The organism is Silvibacterium sp., assembly GCF_047605705.1.
Classification (GTDB): Bacteria; Acidobacteriota; Terriglobia; order Terriglobales; family Acidobacteriaceae; genus Silvibacterium.
In genome coordinates this window covers 14,503-32,494 of the sequence record NZ_JASGFD010000052.1, presented here as the reverse complement: position 1 = coordinate 32,494, position 17,992 = coordinate 14,503, and the positions used below count along the sequence as shown (strand labels likewise).

Genomic DNA, 17,992 nt, shown 5'->3' with positions numbered 1-17,992 from the left:
GCCGAGGCCCAGGCTGCGGCCGCCGCCCGCACCGGCACCCGCATCTCGGTCGCCGCCGAGGCCGCCGACGCCTACATCCAGATTCGCGGCGTGCAGGCCCGCCTCGGCTTCGCGCAAAAGCAGATCGAAACCGACCAGCACCTCGTCGACTTGGTCCGCCAGCGCAAGGATGCCGAGGTCGCATCCGACCGCGAACTGGCGCAGGCCGAGGCCGTGCTCTCGCAGGCCCGGGCAACCATCCCGCTGCTGAATACGGCGCTCGAGGCTCAGCTCAACCGCCTGGATGTGCTGCTGGGCGCGCAGCCCGGTACCTATGCGGCCGAGCTCAGGGATATCGCCGACATCCCCGCGGTGCCCGCCATCCCCAGCACCGATGCCCCGATGGACCTGCTGCGTCGCCGACCGGACATCATCGCCGCCGAGCGTGAGGTCGTGGCCTCGAATGCCCGCATCGGCCAGGCCCTCGCCGAGTATTACCCCAAGCTCTCGCTCTCCGGCATCGTCGGTTCGGAGGCGCTGGCGCCGGGGCACCTCTTCGAGCAGCAGGGCTTTCAGCCGATCGGTGTCGCCGGGCTGCGCTGGCGCCTGTTCGACTTCGGCCGTGTGGATGCTGAGGTGAAGATGGCCAGGGGCGCCAACGCCGAAGCGCTGGTGAAGTACCGCAGCTCCGTGCTGCATGCGGCCGAGGATGTGGAGGATGCCTTCACACTGCTCGTCGAATCCGAAAACCGCCGCGCCGAGATCCTGCGCGAGATCGAAGAACTGCAGCGCGTGCGCGACCGCTCGCAGGAGTCCTACCAGGCCGGCGTGATCGGCCTGACCGATGTGCTCGATGCTGACCGCCAGCTGCTGGTGGCCCGGGATGAGCTGGCCGTCACACGCGAAGGCGCGGCACGCGCCGCCGTCGGTTCCTACCGCGCGCTCGGCGGAGGCTGGCAGCCGTAAGGCTGCCACGTTTCCCTTAACACGTGAACCATGTCCCGGAGAGTGAGATGAGCGTCCAACAGTTTTCCGCGCCCGAAGCCGCATTTACGGCGGAGCAGATGATGGCGACCGGCCTCCATGCCCGCATCGATACTCAGGAGCTGCGGCACGACATCACCGTGCTCTCGGGATCGGGCGCGAACATCGCCGTGCTGAACGATCGCGAAGGCAAAATCATGGTCGAGAGCGGCTTCGCGATCTCGCGACCCGAGATCGCGGTCACGCTGGCCCGCATCTCTCCACACCCCGTCCGGCTGCTCATCAACAGCCACTTCCACTTCGACCACACTGATGGCAATGCATGGCTGCACGACACGGGCGCCGAGATCGTCGCCGAAAGCCACACCCGCATGCGGATGAACCGTACGCAGCAGGTTCCGGCCTTTCGCCTGGTGCGAGCGGCCGTGCCCTATCCGGCCCTGCCCGGCATCACGTTCAACCATCGCATGCGCATCGAGCTGAAAGACGAAAGCATTCTGCTGAAGCGATACGGTCCGGCCCACACTGATGGAGACATCGCCATCCACTTCGAGCAGCATGACGTGCTCCACACCGGCGACACCTGGTTCCACGACATCTACCCATTCGTCGACTTCGATGGCGGCGGCAGCATCGACGGCCTGATCGCGGCAGCGAAGGAGAACCTCGACCTGGCCGGCCCGCGAACGCTCGTCGTGCCCGGCCACGGCCCGGTCGGCAACCGGCAGGACCTTGTCGACTTTTACGACATGCTCACCGCGGTCCGCTCGCGTGTCGGCGACCTGAAGGCCGCGGGGCTCGCGTTCGAGGACGTGCTCGAGCAGAAACCGACGGAGCGCTTCGACGCAAAATGGGGCCGCGGCTTTATCCCCGCCGAGCTCTTCCTCTGGCAGATCTATCAGGGCATTTAGGCAGAGCAGTGATGGAAGACCGTTCGACATCCTCGCATACGCGTCCAGGCACAGAGCCGCCGGCAGCAGCGCAACGCTCCGATGGCCCGCGCAGGCAGCAGCGCCGGGCCGCACGGACGCGAGCCCTGCTGCTCAAGGCAGCGGAAGAAATCTTCGTGCGCGATGGCTTCGAACGGGCGGCGCTGACGGACATTGCAAAGCATGCAGGCCGCACTCGCGGCGCCTTCCATGCGCAGTTCAAGAACAAAGAAGAGCTTTTTATCTGCGTGGTCGAGACGCACATGCGCAGGCAGGCAGCCCGCCTTCAGGCAATGGCCGCTTCACCCGACGCCGATGGCACACATTCCAACTCTTCCGCCACCTCCGCGCCGGACACTGAACTCTCCTCGGCTGTGCTGATGATGGAATTCCGCCTGTATGCGTTGCGCCATCCCTCGCTGGCGAAGCAGATCTCCATCACGCTCGACCCTTCCTCGTCTCCGGGAGAGGCCATGCGCACCCCCGATGCGCATGGCCAGGACGGCCTCACGAGAAAAGCCACAGCCGCCAGCCTCACCGGTGCGCTTCTCGATGCTTTGCAGATCGGGCTCAAATCCTCTCCGCATGGTCTCGATCCGAGCGTGGTAGAGCGATTCCTGGACGCCATGCTGAAGACCACCCAGGAGATGCTGGAGGAGCGCGAAGCCGGATGACCAGCCACATAACCAGCTCGAATCATCAGCAAGGAGAGCATATGGCGAGATGGATGATCGATCGCGTGACGGGCATGCCCGCGGCCAACGCGCCACTCGACGCAGCGAAGATCAGCGGCGACGAACGCGCGTGGCTCCTTGAACACTTGCACAAGGTCCACGCCACGATTGCGGACGTCGTCCGCCGGACCGGGGCGGCGGACTGGAGCGCGCAGCCTTGCCCGGCCAGCTGGTCCCCGGCGCAGATCGTCGAACACACGCTGCTTGTCGAAGACGAGATCCTCGCTGAGGTGCAGGCCCATCTCGACGGCAGGCCCTCACCAGACTGGCAGGCGCAGACCGCAGGCAAGGATGCGGTGCTCAGGCGCTATCTGCCGAGGATCGGCAAGGCCCTGGCAAACCCGCGCACCTCGACTTTCCGCGGCCTCAGCCCCGATGAGGTCGAGCCGTCTCTGGCGGAAAGTTACCGACGCTTTTCGAGCTTGCTGAGAATCAGTGAAGAAAGGCCCATGAAGGCGATCGTCTGGCTGCATGGAGGCATGGGAGGGCTAAGCGCCTATCTGTGGCTGCTCTACATCCCGCTGCACTCCGAACGCCACCTGCATCAGCTTGAGCGGGCCGTCTCAAAGTTTGAGAGCCGACACCGTAAGAAGAAAGACACTCTGTGATTCGATTTGCAGTTTTCACTTTGTCTCTAGCACTGGCATTGCCGCTGTCAGCCTCGGCCCAGGCAGCTGGCGTAAAGGTAGACGTCGATTCCCGTGCCGCATCCGCGGTGCTCGATGCGCTGCAGAACCCTTCGCTCACGCACGAGCAGAGCCTGCGGATCGCCGCCCTTCCCGGCAACCAGGGCATCATCCGCAAGAACCGCGAATTCAAGATCGATGCCACCACGCAGAACTTCGCGGATGCTTTATATAATGGGGCGCACGCTCTTCCGCCTGCCAACGATCAGCAGGAGTCGTACTTCTTCGATAAGGTGAAGCCCCGGGCGAGGCAGATTCAAGCCCTCCTGCATGCGATCGTCGCCGACCCGACGGCATTTCAGCAGCAGATCCAGAAACGCATCGCCGCCTACTCTCCGGCAGATGCGCACGCCACACTCACGGGCTACATCATCGCCGGTGGCGACGGAACCGGCTACGCCTTCGGCGGCCAGGACTTCTATCTCAACCTCGGCAACATCGAGGAGTTCGTTTACGCGCAATATGTCACCGAGCATGAGCTGTATCACGCCGTGCAGGGCACCTATGCCGGCAAACGCGGCGTGCCTTCCGATCTGCCGTCGCTCGAGGGCATGGAAGCGGCCGAGCAGGCCTGCGTGAAGACACGCCAGTTGCTGGCCAATCTCTATGAAGAGGGCTCGGCCACCTATGTCGGCGACATCTCCCTGCTGGAGCAATCGCACTCCGAGGCAGGCCGCAGGCAGTTCGGAGACATCACCGAGGGCGTGCACCACATCGGCACTAGCGCTTCGCTACTGGAGATGTCCGTGAGCGCTCTCAATGCGCCGCACCCCATGCCCTTGGACGATGTCTATGCCGTGGGCTTCTACGGCCACGGCCTCCTCTACGACATCGGCTACGTCATGGCCAGGGACATCGTTGCGCAGGACGGCCCGGAGGGGCTGACGAAGCTGCTCGAGACCTCGCCCGGCGCGTTCATCACGACCTACACCGAGCTGCCGAAGTACGGCCAGGATAAAGACCATCCAGCACTCGGTGCTCAGACCATTCTCGCGGCAAAACAAATCTCGAAAGGATGCGGCGACATCGATCGACAATAGAAATATGGAATGGAGCGTGCCATGAACCTTTGAGCATCCACTAACTCAGCAAGATGAGTTAGTCGAAATGAGCAGTGAATTTTCCGCCAGAGTAAACCAATCTCGGATTCCAATTGCAGTAGTAGGGCTTTGTTCGCTTACTGTCATAGCCCAATCTACGGGCTTCTATGTTGAACATAGTTGCTAAAGCCGCCACCAGCATTGCGTGCATGAAATCATGCTGCGAAGAACGCCCCGGCAAGGCTCGCGACTAATCTTGGTAGCTTTTTATGATGTGCGGTGGATAAAGAGTAGTCCAGTGTTGGTCCTCGCCCAGCCTCCGCCAGCGGCTCCGGCTAATAGGCATCCTCGCGAGAATAAAAGGTCAGCGCATCATGTTGCGCTGACTTTTTCTCGAGCGAATCGCGGCCATGATTCGCGTAGCCGTGCAGGGCTCGTACAGATCGAGCGCCGATATCAGGCGATTTATTTATATTTATTTACGGATTAATTCTCATCTCAACCGGAGTAGAGGGGACTTGCGGTTTCGCCGACATCGGAAAGCTCTCGAGCATGAGGAGAGGATTGCTGGTTCCTCCACTGCGCTCGTTCCGGTCGGAATGACAAAGATTCAATCTGGGTGCCCCAGGTCTCGATTCTGAGACCTGGGATGGAAATATCCCCCTAGCCAAATACCGGCCTGCGCGCCGACAATGGTCGCCGCACTGCTCTCCTATGTTCCGCCTGCTCCTCGCCGCATGGATGCTTCTCGCTCCGGCTGTCTTTGCCCAGTCATTGACGGCGACTGGCCTCGACGGCCAGCCCATCCAGAGTCTCGCGCCGTCCGGCACTCGCGTGGTGGTGCTCGTCTTCGTTGCCTCGGATTGCCCCATCTCGAACCGCTACCTGCCCGAGCTGGCACAGCTGGCTGCGCAACATGAGACGAAAGGTGTCCGGCTCTGGCTTGTCTATCCGAATCCGGGAGATACAGCCGGCGTCGTGCGCCGGCAGCAGGCACAGTTCGACGTGCATCTGCCGACGGCGCTCGATGCGGCGCAAACCCTCGTGAAGCTGGCTCACATCCACGTGACCCCCGAAGCCGCTGTTTTTCGCCCGAACGGAAGTGGCCTGCGTGAGCTGTGGCATGGCCGCATCGACGACCGCTATCTCTCCTTCGGACACGAGCGCCCGCAGGCGTTCCACCACGATCTCGAGGATGCGATCCGCGCGTTGCTCGAGGGGCGGCAGCCGCAACCCGCGGGCGGTCCCGCGATTGGATGTACGATCATTCCTGCCCAAGGCCTGTCTCCGCGATGAAGCCACGCCGCATTCCACTGCTCGCCGCGCTGCTGCTCTTCATCTCCGTGCTGCATGCGCAGACTCAGCATGCGCCAACCTGGGCCAGCGACATCGCGCCAATCCTGAACCAGAACTGCTCTACCTGCCACCATCCGGGCGGCGGTGGTCCGTTTTCCCTGCTTACCTACGAGGACGCACGGCGCTGGGGCCGGCAGATTGTCACCGTCACCCAGTCGCGCTACATGCCGCCCTGGCTCCCTGAGCCCGGCTTCGGTGACTTTGCCGATCAGCGGCGATTATCCGATCACGATCTCGCCCAGCTTCGCCGATGGATGGAGTCCGGCATGCCGCAGGGCGATGCTGCGCTCGCTCCGCCTGCGCCACAGTTCAACCCCACGTGGCAATACGGCAAACCTGACCTCATCCTCACCATCGAGCGCCCCTTCACGCTGTCTGCATCGGGTACGGATGTCTTCCGCAACTTCGTGCTGCCGTATCCGCTGAAAGAGGGCCACTATATCCGCGCGATGGAGATTCGCCCCGGCGCTGCGGAGATCGTGCATCACGCGAACGTCCTCATCGATCGCACCGCGTCGTTCCGGCGCACGCATCCGGACGCATGGCGGGATGGCGTTCCGGGCATGGAGATCGAGGTCGATGCTGGTAACAGCTTCGATCCCGACAGCCACTTCCTCTTCTGGAAGCCCGACACGCCCGTGCTCGTCGAGCCGGATGGCATGCCCTGGCGGCTCGATCCCGGCAACGATCTCATCCTGAACATGCACCTCAAGCCGTCGGGCAAAGCGGAGACGATCACCGCGCAGATCGGCCTCTACTTTACGGACAAGCCGCCCACGCACCAGCCGATGCTGCTGCAGCTTGAGCGCGACGGCGCCCTCGATATTCCGGCAGGCGCGGCGAACTTCGTTGTCGAAGACCAGCTCCGCCTGCCCATCGACGTCGACCTGCTGGGCATCTATCCACACGCGCATTATCTCGGCAAACAGCTGGAGGCCTGGGCCATGCTGCCCAACGGCCAGCGCCTCTGGCTCATCCGCATCGACGATTGGGACATCGATCGGCAATCGGTCTATCGCTATCGCGAGCCGGTGCGGCTGCCGAAGGGCACGTTCGTCCACATGCACTACGTCTATGACAACTCGATGGCGAATATCCGCAATCCACACTCGCCGCCCATCCGCGTGCGCGCGGGCAACCGCTCCGAGGACGAGATGGCGCACCTCTGGCTGCAGGTGCTGCCGGTCAATATTCCCGCAAACACACCCGACCCGCGCCTCATCCTCGAAGAGGCATGGATGCGCTCCAAGCTCGAGAAGGATCCGCACGATGCCATTGCGCTCTATAACCTGGCCTCGGCGTTGCAAGGGCAGGCGCGCTATCCGGAGGCCATCGCGGCCTGGCGTCGCGTACTTGAAGCGCATCCGGACGATACTCGTGCCGAGAATGGCTTAGGCTCGGCGCTCGCTGCCTCGGGCGACTGGCAGCAGGCACGGCAGCTCTTCACACAGCTCACCGCATCACACCCTGCCGATTGCGATGCCCGCTACAACCTTGCGAATCTCGAAGCTCACCACGGTCAATCCGGCGAGGCGGAAAAGGCCTTCCGCGACACGCTTGCCTCCTGCCCCGACGATGCCGCCGCACACAGCGGCCTCTGCGCCGTGCTCATGAACAACGGCCAGCCCCAGCCTGCGCGCGCGGAGTGCGAACAGGCGCTCGCGCTCGATGCCCACGACTTCCTCGCCCTCTACACGCTGGGCAGCCTCGACCTTGGCGAGGGAGACACCACGCATGCGCTGCCGCGGCTCCGCGAAGCCGTCTCCATGACGCCTGCGGATATCGACGCGGAGGAGCATCTTGCCGCCGCCTATGCGCAATCGGGCCAGATGACGGAGGCCATCCGCCAATTGCGCTCCGCACTCGCGCTTGCAGAAGATCCTGCCGCACAGGCCCAGCTGCACAGCACGCTTGCGCAGGCGCTCGATGCAAGCGGCGATCTAATGTCAGCGATCGCCGAGCAGAAGTCCGCCCTGCATCTCACCGCGGAGGATGCGGACGGCTGGAATAATCTCGGGGTTCTCGAAGCCCGCGCCGGAGACAAGGCGCAGGCGAGGCAGGACTTTCTCACTGCGCTGAAGCTCGAACCGAATCATGCGCAGGCGCGTGCGAACCTGGATCGGCTGAAACAGTAAAAAGCGCAGCCGAACAGCTAAATCAGGCGACGGCGAACGAGGTCCAGCGCCTGCTGTGCCGCGTACTGCCGGATCCGATTGCGGTCGCCGGTGAAGCGCTTCTCGAGCACCTCAGTGCCTTCGGCATCGGCCACGGCAAAGTAGACCAGGCCCACCGGCTTCTCTTCCGTCCCGCCGCCGGGACCTGCGATGCCGGTCACCCCCAGGCCATGCGAGGTACCGCACTGCGCACGGATGCCCTCGGCCAGCGCCGTCGCGACTTCCCTGCTCACCGCGCCATGACGCGCGATCAGATCCGCGGGCACGCCTGCGAACTGCGTCTTCAGCTCGTTCGAATAGACCACCGCGCCACCCATGAACGAGCGCGACGATCCGCCAATGCTGGTCAGCCGCTGCGAGATGAGTCCGCCGGTGCAGCTCTCCGCGACAGACAACGTCGCGCCGCGCATCTCGAGATGGAAGAGGACGATCTGCTCCAGCGTCTCGCCCTGCGAGGAATAAATCAGCTCCTCGAGCTCTTCCTCGATGCGCCCGGCCAGCTCATCCACACGCGCCTGCGCGGCCTCGAGGATCGACTTGCCGCAGATCAGGTTCAGCTGAATGTCGCCCAGGTGCGCGAGGATGGTCGTCTCCACATCCTTGAACTGCTGGTAAATCGGCGCAATCCGCGCATCCGCTGCCGATTCGCCGATCATCGCCGCCTTGAGCACGCGCGTGGCGATGTGCCGGACGGGCAGAAGCTCGCGGAGGCGCGGCAGGCACTGCTCGTCGACCATCGGCTTGAGCTCGGACGGAGGCCCGGGCAGCAGGAAGACCAGCTTGCGGTGCTCTCCGTAAATCGTGTCCAGCATCTGCCCCGGCGCGGTACCGCGCGGGTTCTCGAGGATGATCGCGCCATCGAGCGTGTCGGCCTGCTTTTCGTTGTTGCGGGTGATCGTCTGCCGCCGCGCCGCGAAGCGCGTGTAGAGCTCGGCGATCAGGTCGGGATTTCGCTTGAGAGGAATCTTCAGGGCTTCGGCGACCGACTCGCGTGTCAGGTCATCCTCGGTCGGACCGAGGCCACCCATGATGACGATGATGTCCGTGCGCCGGAGCGCGTTGCGGATCGCCTCCACCAGGTGTTTTTGCCGGTCGCCGACAATGGTCTTGAAGGCGACGTTCACACCGAGCAGGTTGAGCTTCTCGGTGACGTAAAGAGAATTGGTGTCCTGGCGCCAAGGCGTCAGAAGCTCGGAACCAATAGCGACGATCTCCGCGTTCATTGAGCTCTGGTCAGCCTCGAAGGTAATAAAACCTGTTCGTATGCAGGAAGAAGGATTAGGCGACACGCCATCCTTCGATACCCAACGGTACATGATAAACGGAGCTGCCGGTGGCCACGAGCGCGCTGCCTCCGGGTACAAAGGTAAAGCCCACGATGCCTGAACCTGAGACGACGAGCGATGGCTCCTCGCCAGGCATGATGCGCACCACGCCGTGGCGACCACCATAGGATCCGGCCACGTACACGACTCCGGCGACATCCACGGCCAGCCCCTGCGGCCGCCCCAGCCCGCGCTGGAGAACGCTGGTCGCGCCGTTCTGATCGATGGCATACACCGCATCGTTCGTCGAAGTGGTCGGTCCGGCCACATAAAGGGTGCCGTCGATGCCAAACGCGAGATGGTAGGCCGAGACACTGGGCTCAAGCGTGGCGAAGACAAAGATCTGGCGGTCCGGGGCGATCTTGAAGATCGTTCCGCTGCGATCGCCTACATAGAGATTGCCGTCCGCGTCGAAGGCCAGCCCGGTCGCCACGCCCATGCCCTCGGCATAAACCGAGGCCGCGCCTGCGTGGGTCACGCGATAGACGGTGCCCTCGTTCCGCGACGAGACATACAAATAACCGTCCGGGCCCATGGTGAGTCCCGTGGCATTCATGATGCCGGAGAGAAATGGGCGCATCTCGCCATCCTGCTCCACGCGATAAACCGAGACCGGTGTCTCCTGCCCGCGAGAGCCGGAGAGCGTCACATAGATGTTGCCGTCTTCATCGACGGCGGGACTCGCGACCGCGTGCACGCCGGTGGCGATCAGCGAAGCTACCGCCAGGTCCACCTGGTTGCTCTGCGCGCCGTTCTGCAGGATACGCAGCTTGCCGCTTTCGGACTCTTCGGGAACACGCAACACCAGGCGACGGCTGCGGCTCATCAGCACCGGGGCTGCCAACTCACCCAGCATCGCCACCGGCTGTCGCCACGATGCTCCCGCGATGGAGACAGGGCCAAGATTCGCGCCGTGGACTTCTACCTCGCCACCCGGCAATGCCACATCCGGCTGCACGGATTCGATCCGCGGTGCGCCCCCGAAGTCGGTCTTGATCAGTGGTGCCATACTCAACAGAAACTCCCAGCTCTATCGGTTGTGCAAACCTGCCGCCAGTGCCCTACCAGCGGTGCCCTACCTACCAACGATGATGGATCAGGAGGCTCACCAGCAGGGCATAAATGCCCGCGGCCACATCATCCATCATGATACCCACGCCCCCGTGCAGCCTCTCCAGCTGCCGCGCCGGGGCGGGCTTGGTGATATCGAAAAAGCGAAACAGCAGCAGCGCTACCGCGACATGAAGCCAGAGCGCCGGCGAGACGATGAGCGCGATCAACTGCCCGGCCACCTCGTCGATCACGACGTGTCCCGGGTCTTCCCGTCCGCTCTCGCGCGCTACTATGTCCGATGCCGGAATTCCGATCAGGGTGACCACAACGGCTGCCGCTGCGGTCCAGAGCATCTGCGTCGCCGCGGCCGGATGCAGGGCGCGCATGCTGAAGGTCCAGAGGAGTACCGTGGCCACCGAGGCCCAGGTGCCGGGTCCGCCCGGAAGCAGACCGATGCCGAAGAAGGTGGCCGTCAGCCACGCCCAAGTTGTCTTTCCCCAACGCACTCTGCGCTGCGGCATACCTATGTGCATGTCTTTCTCTTACCTCGGGGCTCTTACCTCGGTGCTTTTGGTTCAGTGGGTGCGGAATACATCTTCGTCGTCATCGTCCCGGCGCCGGGGCTGATTCTCAAGGCCTTCCAGTACATCGGGGTCGAGAATCGGCGACGAGATGCGGTATGCTCCGCTCGACCATTTACCCAGGTCAATGAGGCGGCAGCGGTCGCTGCAGAAAGGAAAATTCTCGTCCGTGGCCGTCACCAGCGTGCGGCAGGTTGGGCAGCGTAATGTCTGATTCTTCTGTGCCATTTCGTATGTGTAACCGGAACGGGCACCCGATTGCCAGATGCCCGTTGGTCTACAGATGCATTACGCTTCGCCGACGATGCGAGCGACCACGTCATAGTCATGCGCTTCGGTGATCTCGCAGCGGTAGAAGCGGCCCGGGGTCAGCTCCTCGAAGGGACCGAAGTCGTTGATATAGACGGTGCCGTCGATCTCCGGCGCGTGGAACTGCGAACGGCCTTCCCACAGCAGCGGTGTCTCTTCCGATTCGCCCTCGACCAGCACATCGAGCTCGCGGCCGATCCAGTCCTGCTTCGCCTTCTTGCTGATCGACTGCTGCAGCTTCATCAGCTTCTTGCGGCGCGATTCGATCACCCGCGGTGGCACCTTGTCGCCCAGGTCGAAGGCCTTCGAGCCTTCTTCGTCCGAGTAGGTGAAGACGCCCAGCCAGTCGAACTTCGCCTCGCGTACAAAGTCGCAGAGCGCCTCGAAGTCAGCCTCGGTCTCGCCCGGGAAGCCCACGATGAAAGACGTCCGGAGCGCAATCCCCGGCACGGCTTCGCGCACCTTGGCGACGGTCTTGAGGAAGATGTCGGCATTCGCGCCGCGCTTCATCAGCTTGAGTACCGGTCCGGCCGCGTGCTGCAGCGGTACGTCGAGGTACTTCACGATCTTTTCGTGCTTCGCGATCGTCTCGAGCAGCTTACCCGTGACCTTGTTCGGGTAGGCGTAGAGGAATCGCAGCCACTTGAGATCGGGGATCTGCGCCAGCCGGTCGAGCAGCATGGCGAGGCCGTCCTTGAGGCCCATGTCCTCGCCGTAGCAGGTCGTGTCCTGCCCGATGAGCACGATCTCGCGCACGCCCTGCGCCACCAGGCTCTCGGCCTCGGCAACTACCGACTCGAAGCGGCGCGAGCGGAACTTGCCGCGCAGGTTCGGGATCACGCAGAAGGCACAGGGATGGTCGCAGCCCTCGGCGATCTTGATGTAGGCCGAGGTCTTGCCCGTCGCCAGCAGGCGCGGCGTGGTGTGGTCGTAGAGATACTGCGGCAGCGCCGAAGCCTCCGCGCCGTCCCATTCCGCACGCGAGAAGCGTCCCTGCGACTCGCGCAGGTCGCCTTCGGCGCGGAATTCGATATTCGTAGCCGCGATGCTGGCGGCTTCCGCGTCGGTCAGGATGGTGAAGGGCGAAGGCTGGGAGATGACCGGTGCGGGCTTCGAGAGACCGGCGGCAGCGAGGATGGCCTCAAGCTCACCCGTGCCGACGACCGCGTCGACTTCGGGGATATTCTTGCGGATCTCGTCGCGATAGCGCTCGACCAGGCACCCGGCCACGATGAGGCGGCGGGCCTTGCCGTCGGTCTTGTGCTGCGCCATTTCGAGGATCGTATCGACCGACTCCTGCTTGGCTTTGTCGATGAACGAGCAGGTGTTCACGACCAGGATCTCGGCCTCGGCGGCATCGTTCGTCATCTGCGCGCCGGCAGAGTCGAGCAGGCCCATCATCACTTCGCTGTCCACAAGATTCTTGGGGCAGCCGAGCGAAACAAATCCCACCTTGGGGCGGGATGAGGAAGAAACGGATTGTTCGGAATCGATCACGCCTGCCTGAGGCGTGTCGAGGAGAGAGTGCGTCACCTAGCTATTTTACTGGAATTTGAAGGATTTTCCCCCGAAAATCGGCTGAAGCAGATCGTGGACCGGGCGCCTCGCACCTCGTTCTGTTCGAGATCTGGGTTTACAGGATTTCGCCTGGCTGACGGAGTTCGTACTTTCCCGCCCAGGCGGAGCTTGGGCGGGCACCCAGTTTCTTCCTCTTGCCAACAGAACCGCAGGTTCCTCCACTTCGCTGCGCTCCGGTCGGAATGACAACTCTCTATGGGAAAGCCGGCTAATCCAGCAGCGCCTCGATCTCTTTGATCTCAAAGTGCATCCGCCCGCCGGGCTCACCGAACACCGTAGCCGGTACGAGAGCTCCATCGCGATATACCCGCGCCTGGCGCGTCTTTGGATCGATCACCCAGATCTCCGGAATGCCCATCTTCGCGTAATCCTCGAGCTTGCGCAGCACGCGCGTCATCGAATCTTCGGGCGAGAGAACCTCAAATACCGCCAGTGGCGGATGCGTGATGATTTGCTCGATGGGGAGGGCGCGGTCGAGTACCGTCACATCGGGGATACGAAAGCGACTGCGCGAAACCTGAACGCGGAGTTCGGGCTTGACGCGAACGTTCCACTCCGAAGCATGCTGGCGAAACCACAGGATGATGGCTTCTTGCCAGGAAGAATGATCGTACTCACCCACGGCACGCTCCTCGATCTCACCGTCCACGTATTCCGCGTCCGGCTCATAGGAAGAACGCAGGTACACTTCCAGCGGAACCCAGTTGCTCGTGGCGGTCGCTGCCATGGCAGATGTCCTCTGGTGTTCAGTCTACTCCTGGTGACATCCCGAACGAGGAAAACTCTCCCGACGCAAAGTGTTAGAATCATTCGTGTGCCGGGTCCTGCGCGGCGCAATCCCGCTAACCCCGCCAGGTCCGGAAGGAAGCAACGGTACCGGGCTAGTGCGTGCGCAGCAGGTCACCCGGTACATATTTCCCTCCTGCAAGTCCTCCCACGAAAAATCTCAGACAAAAGCTTTACATCCTGACGTGGACAGGCCTTCGGCCCGTCGGCGAAAATACCCTTTTGAGTTCTTACCTTTAGGGAGAATGTCCTTGACCCTCGCAGTACGCACGCCCGCGGCCCGGCGCGCCAAGATCAGCGCCATCGGCACCTACGTTCCATCCCGTGTTCTCACCAATCAGGACCTCGAAAAGATGGTCGAGACCTCGGACGAGTGGATTTACTCCCGGGTCGGCATCCGCGAGCGTCATATTGCAGCGGAGAATGAGGCGACCAGCGACCTGGCTGTCGCCGCCGCACGCAAGTGCCTGGCCAGCCGCGGCATTGAGGGCTCCGAAGTGGACGCCATCATCGTTGCCACGGTTACCCCGGACATGTTCTTCCCGGCCACGGCCTGCATCGTACAGGACAAGCTCGGCGCCAAGGGCGCATGGGGCTTTGACCTTTCGGCCGCATGCTCGGGCTTCGTCTATGCCCTGCAGATGGGCACCAAGCTGGTCGAGAGCGGCGCTCATTCCAAGGTGCTGGTCATTGGCGCGGACAAGATGTCCTCGATCATCGACTACACCGACCGCACCACCTGCGTGCTCTTCGGGGATGGCGCGGGCGCGGTGCTTATCGAGCCCGCCGAACAGGACGAGATCGGCCTGATCGACTTCGTGCACGAGATCGATGGCTCCGGCGCTCCGGCACTCAACATGCCGGCCGGCGGCAGCGCCCATCCCTCGTCGATCGCCACCATCGAGAGCAAGATGCACTACGTCCACCAGGACGGCCAGGCGGTCTACAAGTTTGCCGTGCGCAAGATGGCCGAAGCGGCTGAGAAGGTGCTCACCCGCAACCAGATCACGGGTGCGGACCTCGCTGCCTTCATCCCGCACCAGGCCAACAAGCGCATCATCGAGTCCAGCGCCGATCGTCTGGGCCTGCCGATCGAAAAGGTGGTCATCAATATCGATCGCTACGGCAACACCACCGCCGGCACCATTCCGCTGGCCATGGGTACGGCTGTCGAAGAAAACCGCATCAAGAAGGGCGACCTGGTGCTGATCGCCAGTGTCGGCGCAGGCTTCACTGTTGGAGCCACGCTGCTGCGCTGGGAGATTTAAGCCCGTTTCGGTTCGGTGCGAAACCTACTAGCCCGCGGCCTGCGCCGCGGGCTTTTCCATCACCCGCCGACGATCGTGCCGGTACTTCCACACGCCGAAGATCACTGCCGCGATGAGCAGGCTGAAGAAGGTCCACAGGATCACATCGGACCAGCCGGATAAGTACCGCTCCCACGCACGAACTACCCGCCGTCCATAGGTCGCTCCCAGCCATGCCATGGCTCCATAGCGCACCACGCGCGCCACGCCCACCGCGGTGAGGTACGGCCGCTTCTCCACGCCCAGCGCGCCGGCCAGCAGCAGAAAGGGCATCAGCGGAATCGGCGGAGGCATCACGCAGGCCAGCGCCACGCCCAGCGCGCCGTGACGCTCCATGCGCGGCCTTAGCTTCCTGAGCCAGCGATCCGGAACATAGCGCTCGACCAGGGCCATGCCGCCCTTCTTTGCGACTCCCCAGGTGATGTACGCCCCGCACAGGCTTCCTGCGACAGCCGCGCCGGTAAGTCCCCATGGGTTTCCCCGATGCGCCGCCAGCAGCAAAATCAGCACGTCCGTGCTTCCGGGCAGCGGCAAGGGGATTGGCGAGGCGTCGAGCATCGCAACCGCGAAGACACCGATAGCGCCCAGATGAATGAGCCAGCTGGGCATCAGGTGATGATGCGGTGTTCTGGTCGCGGTCTTGATCGGCTGAGCAGGCACGCTCCCTAAGACGCGGGATTGAGCCCTGAAGTCGCTGTGCGGTTTTCAGTTATCGAAAATTCGTGAATTCACGCAACTAGAAAGCTCCGTCACTCCGACCGAAGCGCAGCGACCCAGGCCAGCAGCAGGCTTGCATGGGCCGTCCGGGAATCGCTTCCGATACGCGGTCGATCCTACAGGAACTTCAGCTCCGGCACGTGCGGCAGCGCACCGCACTCGGCCGCGTAGCGGTAGAAGAGCCGCAGCCCTTCGAGACAGGCCTCGTCCAGAATGTAGTGGATGTTCCGCGACAGATACTCCCTGAGCACCGGCTCCGGAACTGCAATCTTCCCCGCCCACTCCTGCACCAGCTCCTCGACATGCGTCATGCCCGCATCGCGCGAGCGCAGGAAGTCCTCAGCCAGCTGCTCCCGGGTCACTGTATCCGGGCCGAAGGCCGCATCGCGCACCGCCCAGAAAGCCGAGATCCAGGGCGTTCCGGTCCACTGCTTCCAGACATGCGCCAGGTCGAGATACGTAAGCCGCTCGCCCGTGCGCTGTTCGCGTGCCGCGCGAGCCTCAAGCGCCAGCAGCGCCGGATCGCCGATGACCACAGCCGCGTCGGCGCTGGCCAGCATGGTCTCCAGATCCGCTGCCATGGGGAGGAATTCCGGCTGCTGCCTCCAATATTTAGCAAAGAGAATGCGGGTATAGGTCACCGTGGTCATCGATGCGGTATCAAGCGCGACTGTTTTCGCATCCTCCGGGCGAAGGCCCGGGCGCAGCACCAGCAACAGAGAGCGGATTTCATCGAGCGAGGCGATGGCGCAGCCAGGCACAATGCTCTGCGACTCGGCTCCGTTCCGGGAAGTCAGCGCATAGGAGGCCACCGGAACCAGTCCGATATCCGCCTCGCCGCTCTTCAGCCTGCGAGCGCACTCCGCAGGCGTCGAGGAAACGATCTCGTAGCGTCCAGCCAGTTCGCTTTTCCGGGGTTCGTGCTCGAAATCCCACATCAGCGGCGCGGGGTTCACAAAGTCAATTGCGGCGAGAATCAGCTTGCGGGATACCGGGTTCACTCCTCAGTCTACCAACCCGATTGCGCGTCCTATTCACGATCCCTGCAGCCGCGCCACATCCCTTCCGTAACTGCGGCTTCGCGCCCGAACGAGGCTTTTCCTTTGACTCGTCCCTGCGATGGACCTAGCCTGCCTTCCATCCTTCCAGTTCTCGTGAAAGCCAGCCTGAAACGATGACTCCTGCTCCGGCCAGCCATCCCGTGGCACATCACGGATCGCATATCCCTCACGAAGACGAGCGGCTGGCGTGGCTCGCGCTTACCCTGACGCCGAAGCTCGGTCCTCGCCGCATCCTTAAGGCCATCGAGCGGATCGGCTCCGCGACGCGCGTTCTCGGGCTGCGGCTCACTGACCTCGAAGGGCTGCATTTTCCGGCGGAGAGCGCCCAGTGCATCGCGGAAGGACGCGCACTCTCCCTTGCCGGCGAGGAGCGGATGGCTATCGCCACGCTGGGAGGCAGTTTCCTCTGCCATGCCGATGAGGCCTATCCCGAACGCCTGCGCGAGATCTTCGATCCACCGCCGGTGCTCTGGGTTCGCGGCAACGCCGACGTCCTGCAGCAGCCAGCGATCGCTGTGGTCGGCACCCGGCACCCCACCCCCTACGGCGCCTCCATGGCGGAGATGCTCTCCCGCGACCTGGCCCAACGAGGTCTCATCATCCTGAGCGGCATGGCCCGGGGTATCGACACCTGCGCTCACAAGGGCGCGCTGGCCGCCGGCAAGCCCAACATCGCCATCTGGGGAACAGGGATCGATGTGGTGTATCCCAAGGAGAATCATTCGCTTGCCGAGAAGATCGTCGCGAGCGGCGGAGCCGTTCTCTCAGAATTTCCGCTCGGCACCTTCCCCTCCCCGCCGAATTTCCCCCGCCGCAACCGGATTCTCTCGGGGATCAGTGTCGGCGTGCTGGTGGTGGAGGCGGCCGAATACTCCGGCACCCGGATCACCGCCCGGTGCGCCCTCGAGCAGAATCGCGACGTCTACGCCGTGCCCGGCAATGTGACCAACAAGAACAGCTGGGGGCCTAACACGTTGATAAAGCAGGGGGCAAAGCTCACTGCAACCTGGGAGGATGTGTGGGAAGATCTTCCTTCGCAGGTACGAACCGAGCTTGAGTCCCGGCTCGAGCAGAAGGCCGGGCTTGCATCAAACGACACCCCTGCTGCATCGTTATTCAGGGAAGAGCCACCCCAGCCCCATGAAGCTCGCCTGCTCTCGATCCTTCGACCCGATGAAGCGCTCCAGATCGACGAGATCATGGAGAGGCTGGAGGCAGAACTCAGCTCTTCGGAGGTTTTTACCGCCCTCTTCGAGCTTGAACTCACCGGCCGCATCCGGCAGCTTCCCGGCAAACACTACGTCCGCTGTCTTTGATCCAACAGCCGTTCCTGGCTGGTCGCGGCGTGGCAGTTTCCGGCGCTCCTTAAAATGGCGCTGGTGGATTTCCAGCG

General features: G+C 63.2%; 17 protein-coding genes and 1 other RNA gene. 10 read left to right on the top strand and 8 right to left on the bottom strand.

What is annotated here, in order from left to right:
• From QM649_RS16405 to QM649_RS16375, 7 genes are all read left to right on the top strand, one after another.
• On the top strand, positions 1–945 hold a 945-nt coding region (locus tag QM649_RS16405; protein ID WP_415200140.1), incomplete at its 5' end, for a TolC family protein.
• A gap of 47 nt (positions 946–992) precedes the next feature.
• Positions 993–1,874, top strand: a complete 882-nt coding sequence (locus QM649_RS16400) for an MBL fold metallo-hydrolase (protein ID WP_415200139.1) — start codon at positions 993–995, stop codon at positions 1,872–1,874.
• Positions 1,875–1,885: 11 nt separating this feature from the next.
• Positions 1,886–2,566, top strand: coding sequence for a TetR/AcrR family transcriptional regulator (locus tag QM649_RS16395; RefSeq protein WP_415200138.1), 681 nt, complete (start codon positions 1,886–1,888; stop codon positions 2,564–2,566).
• Positions 2,567–2,607: 41 nt separating this feature from the next.
• Positions 2,608–3,234: a DinB family protein gene (locus tag QM649_RS16390; RefSeq protein WP_415200137.1), complete on the top strand. Its 627-nt coding sequence runs from the start codon at positions 2,608–2,610 to the stop codon at positions 3,232–3,234.
• A 20-nt stretch (positions 3,235–3,254) separates the two neighbouring features.
• On the top strand, positions 3,255–4,352 hold the full coding sequence (locus QM649_RS16385; RefSeq protein WP_415200136.1) for a DUF5700 domain-containing putative Zn-dependent protease: 1,098 nt from the start codon (positions 3,255–3,257) through the stop codon (positions 4,350–4,352).
• Positions 4,353–5,066: 714 nt separating this feature from the next.
• Positions 5,067–5,648, top strand: a complete 582-nt coding sequence (locus QM649_RS16380) for a redoxin domain-containing protein (RefSeq protein ID WP_415200135.1) — start codon at positions 5,067–5,069, stop codon at positions 5,646–5,648.
• Complete coding sequence (locus QM649_RS16375) at positions 5,645–7,843, top strand: tetratricopeptide repeat protein (RefSeq protein WP_415200134.1); 2,199 nt, start codon at positions 5,645–5,647, stop codon at positions 7,841–7,843. Before QM649_RS16380 ends, QM649_RS16375 begins: the two co-directional genes overlap by 4 nt.
• A gap of 17 nt (positions 7,844–7,860) precedes the next feature.
• Here the strand turns inward: QM649_RS16375 and QM649_RS16370 are convergent, their stop codons facing one another.
• The 6 genes from QM649_RS16370 to QM649_RS16345 form a co-directional block, all read right to left on the bottom strand.
• Positions 7,861–9,105: a competence/damage-inducible protein A gene (locus QM649_RS16370; RefSeq protein ID WP_415200133.1), complete on the bottom strand. Its 1,245-nt coding sequence runs from the start codon at positions 9,103–9,105 to the stop codon at positions 7,861–7,863.
• A 55-nt stretch (positions 9,106–9,160) separates the two neighbouring features.
• Positions 9,161–10,216 (bottom strand): gluconolaconase, encoded by a 1,056-nt coding sequence (locus QM649_RS16365; protein WP_415200132.1) that lies wholly within the window; start codon positions 10,214–10,216, stop codon positions 9,161–9,163.
• A gap of 70 nt (positions 10,217–10,286) precedes the next feature.
• Positions 10,287–10,781, bottom strand: coding sequence for a phosphatidylglycerophosphatase A (locus tag QM649_RS16360; RefSeq protein WP_415200131.1), 495 nt, complete (start codon positions 10,779–10,781; stop codon positions 10,287–10,289).
• Positions 10,782–10,835: 54 nt separating this feature from the next.
• A complete protein-coding gene (locus QM649_RS16355; protein ID WP_415200130.1) occupies positions 10,836–11,069 on the bottom strand; it encodes a DNA gyrase inhibitor YacG in 234 nt (77 codons plus the stop codon).
• A gap of 60 nt (positions 11,070–11,129) precedes the next feature.
• Positions 11,130–12,647, bottom strand: a complete 1,518-nt coding sequence (gene rimO / locus QM649_RS16350; RefSeq protein ID WP_415200142.1) for a 30S ribosomal protein S12 methylthiotransferase RimO — start codon at positions 12,645–12,647, stop codon at positions 11,130–11,132.
• 289 nt (positions 12,648–12,936) lie between these two features.
• The gene (locus tag QM649_RS16345) at positions 12,937–13,455 is read right to left on the bottom strand and encodes a Uma2 family endonuclease (RefSeq protein WP_415200129.1); all 519 of its coding nucleotides are present in this window, start codon (positions 13,453–13,455) and stop codon (positions 12,937–12,939) included.
• Positions 13,456–13,543: 88 nt separating this feature from the next.
• Between QM649_RS16345 and ffs the strand changes: the two genes are divergently transcribed.
• Together ffs and QM649_RS16335 are read left to right on the top strand one after the other, a co-directional pair.
• An RNA gene (gene ffs, locus QM649_RS16340) (signal recognition particle sRNA small type) lies at positions 13,544–13,641 on the top strand.
• Between the two features lie 118 nt (positions 13,642–13,759).
• Complete coding sequence (locus QM649_RS16335; protein WP_415200128.1) at positions 13,760–14,782, top strand: beta-ketoacyl-ACP synthase III; 1,023 nt, start codon at positions 13,760–13,762, stop codon at positions 14,780–14,782.
• A gap of 27 nt (positions 14,783–14,809) precedes the next feature.
• On the opposite strand, the gene QM649_RS16330 is transcribed toward QM649_RS16335, so the two are convergent.
• The gene (locus QM649_RS16330; protein WP_415200127.1) at positions 14,810–15,481 is read right to left on the bottom strand and encodes a YqaA family protein; all 672 of its coding nucleotides are present in this window, start codon (positions 15,479–15,481) and stop codon (positions 14,810–14,812) included.
• A 173-nt stretch (positions 15,482–15,654) separates the two neighbouring features.
• On the bottom strand, positions 15,655–16,539 hold the full coding sequence (locus QM649_RS16325; RefSeq protein WP_415200126.1) for a menaquinone biosynthetic enzyme MqnA/MqnD family protein: 885 nt from the start codon (positions 16,537–16,539) through the stop codon (positions 15,655–15,657).
• Positions 16,540–16,712: 173 nt separating this feature from the next.
• Between QM649_RS16325 and dprA the strand changes: the two genes are divergently transcribed.
• Positions 16,713–17,915, top strand: a complete 1,203-nt coding sequence (gene dprA / locus QM649_RS16320; RefSeq protein ID WP_415200125.1) for a DNA-processing protein DprA — start codon at positions 16,713–16,715, stop codon at positions 17,913–17,915.
• The last annotated feature ends 77 nt before the right edge of the window (positions 17,916–17,992 follow it).